Below are 3,156 nucleotides of genomic sequence, written 5' to 3' on the forward strand. Positions count from 1 at the left end.
ACCTTTGTAGGTGTGGGTGTAAATATAAAGTTAAGACTTTGTAATAAGAAAGGGCTTTTAATAAAAACAATAAAGTAGCTGGTTAAACATAGCATCTCACACACACAGGAAAAAAACTATGAGTCACAAGTTATCTAAAATTACACTGGCAGTTATATCGGCAACCGCACTTGGTATGTCTTTGTCTACACAGGCGCAAGAAGCTCCAAAAAAAGCTGCAGACGATCTTGAGGTTATCGAGGTTTCAGGTATTCGACAATCGCTTACAAATGCGCTTGCACAAAAGCGTTCAGCAGATAGCCTTGTTGAAATTATTGAGGCTGTAGATATTGGTAAGCTACCAGATCAAAACCTCGCAGAAGTACTTGAAAACGTAACCGGGATTCAAATTACTCGTGAAGCAGGGGTAGGTACGGGTGTTCAAATTCGTGGTACCAATGCTAATCGTACAGAAGTGAACGGCGTATCAACAGTTGGCTCAGGGTCTGGACGAAGTGGCATTAGTTTTGAGGATGTATCAGCTGCAATTATCTCTGGTGTAGAAGTAATTAAGTCACCAGAAGCAAAAACAATCGAAGGCTCTGTGGGCGCAACAATAAACCTTAAAACAATTCGCCCGTTACAGTTAAATGAAACTCTAGGCTCAATTAGAGTTCAAGGTGAAGATAGTAGCTTATCAACAGATGGAGTGACTCCTAGGGTATCAGGTGCTTGGGGTGATAACTGGGAGCTTGATTCGGGCGGTAAGTTTGGTGTTGTATTTAGTGGTAGTTACAGTGAGCAAGACGTAACCGCATTTCGACCTCGTGCTGATAGAGATAATTCGGTAGCCGCTGATAGCGGTGCTGCAAGTGCACAATCGTTTGATTTTCTACCAGTACAATTTTTAATTCAAGATTACGATAATTACGAATACGAGACAAAAAACTTCGCAGGTACATTTGAATATGCACCAAACGATAATATGAAATTCTTTTTTGATGCAGTTGTTAACGATCAAGAGCGCCGCCAAGAAAGCTCAAGAGTACAAGCATCTGGCCTAAGTGATCTTAGAAATGTATCAATACCGAGTGAATTTGAAACAGTTAATTTTGGTTCACTGGACGGACAAAACCTAGGCAGCATACAAGCGGCTGTAAGAGGCGTTATTCCGGTTGAAGATGGTGGTGGCGATCCTAACTTGCGTTTTTCTAGCGATACTAATTCACGCATCACAAAGAGCAAAATATTCAGAATAGGGGGCGAATGGCAAGGCGATAGATTATTTGCAAGTGTTGAAGCCTCAACCTCTCGTTCTGATTCAACTACACCAAGCTTTAATACAACGCTTAATTTTATAAATCCAAATGTTGCTACTAATTCGTCAAATGAAAACGGGACTCCTTTTGAGTATGATCTTACAGGTGATGCACTTACGTTTGGGATTGCAACGGGAGAGGCAAACGCGCCAACAATGGCTCAATTGCTCGACCCTGCAAATGTTGTTCTACGTGACGTAAACCAAGGGCAAGATGAGTCAGAAAATACAGAAGATGCGTTTCGTACAGATTTTACATATTACTTAGATGATGTAATAACGTCAGTCGATTTTGGTTACCGCTACAGTAAAACGAGTAGTGTGTCGGATCAAGTTCGTTCTAACGTTGGTTTAAGAAATATGGCTGATAGTCCAACGGGTGATTTATTTGCACAATTATTAACAGCGGGCCCAGATAACTTTAACGATGGTGATGGGCGAGCACTTTATATTCGTGATTTCTTACTTATAAACCCAGAGCTTGCATCCTCTGATCCACAAGCCGTATTAGCAGCGCTAAACCAAGCGATTGAAGCTAATAATGCAATAACGGGTTCTGATCGTGGTCCAATAAGTTCACCAACGTCTCAAGTAAATGCGTTTTTTGATATTGAAGAAGAAACACATGCCTTATATGCACAAGCAAATTTTGAGTACGGCATGTTTCGCGGTAACTTTGGCCTACGTTATTTAGAGACTGAAGTTACATCGCTAGGTAACTCTGTTACTCAAGATGGAAGTGGCAACGAACTGGTTACTCAGCTAACGTCTAAAGGTGATTACGATTTCTTTTTACCTCGATTCAATTTAGCCGCGAATGTAAGTGAAGATGTGATTGTTCGTTTAGGTTGGTCAAAAGATATTAGACGCCCAGATTTTGATGACCTATCTACATCTGTTACGTTTGGCACCAGCCCTAATAGTGCCGTTTCAATTGGTAATTCAGGCTTAGCACCAGAAGAAGTAACCTCTTTCGATATATCCACAGATTGGTATTTTGCACCCGCTGCTTTGTTAAGTGTGGGGTACTTTCATAAAACACGTAGCGATTTGCACGTTACACAGCAAGTTGACCCATTTGAAGACCCAAGCACAGGCTTTCGCGATACAAATGGTCCAGAGTGTGAAGGCGGCGGCATATTTAATCCAATTGCAGACATAAACGTGTTTGGCCCAGATGCTGGCGTAGGGTTATGTGTACCAACACAAACTACTATTAATGATTCTGGTGAAACAACACAGCAAGGTATTGAGCTTGCAGCTCAATACGACTTATCAAGTTTTGAAAAAGAGCTAGGTTGGGCATCAGGTTTTGGTGTGGTTGCTAACTATACCTATCAAGAATTTTCTGGTGGTGAATCATTTGACACTGCAACGAGTCGTGCAAATGCTGTTTTTGCATTAACAACCGGTAACCCGGATGCAGACATAAGTGCTAAGCAATCACTCATTGATCTGTCAGAAAACGCATATAATATTACATTTTACTATGAGAAATACGGTCTATCTGCTCGAGCGCGTTACACGTGGCGCGAAGGGTACCGTTCAACTGACTTTGGTAGCACTTCAAGCTTCCCATGGGGTTTCCCTGTTGTACAAGAAGACAGAGGGCAGCTTAATGCCAGCATAAGTTATGATGTGAACGATCAGCTAAATATCGGTATTGAAGCCGTTAACTTAACTGAATCAGAAGTTAGCCAGTCTTGTGTTAACGAAGGTGCTTTACTTTGTTTCCAAGGTATTACAGACCGCCGTATTACATTTGGCGCTAGCTATAGATTTTAAACGTTATAGTTAAATCGAGTCTATAAGTGTGTGTATTTAAAGACGCTAAAAGCAAGCCACCTGGCTTGCTTTTT

At 41.3% G+C, this 3,156-nt stretch carries 1 protein-coding gene; it reads left to right on the top strand.

Going from position 1 to position 3,156, the window contains the following annotated elements:
- Window positions 1-118: 118 nt before the first annotated feature.
- Window positions 119-3,082, top strand: a complete 2,964-nt coding sequence (locus tag GQR46_RS18080) for a TonB-dependent receptor (RefSeq protein WP_024591526.1) — start codon at window positions 119-121, stop codon at window positions 3,080-3,082.
- Window positions 3,083-3,156: the final 74 nt, after the last annotated feature.

Source organism: Pseudoalteromonas sp. Z1A6 (assembly GCF_011378745.1).
In the GTDB taxonomy this organism is placed as follows: domain Bacteria; phylum Pseudomonadota; class Gammaproteobacteria; order Enterobacterales; family Alteromonadaceae; genus Pseudoalteromonas; species Pseudoalteromonas arctica.

Excerpts from the sequence above, each read along its gene's own strand:
- GQR46_RS18080 (WP_024591526.1), top strand. The coding sequence starts at position 119 with ATGAGTCACAAGTTATCTAAAATTACACTGGCAGTTATATCGGCAACC.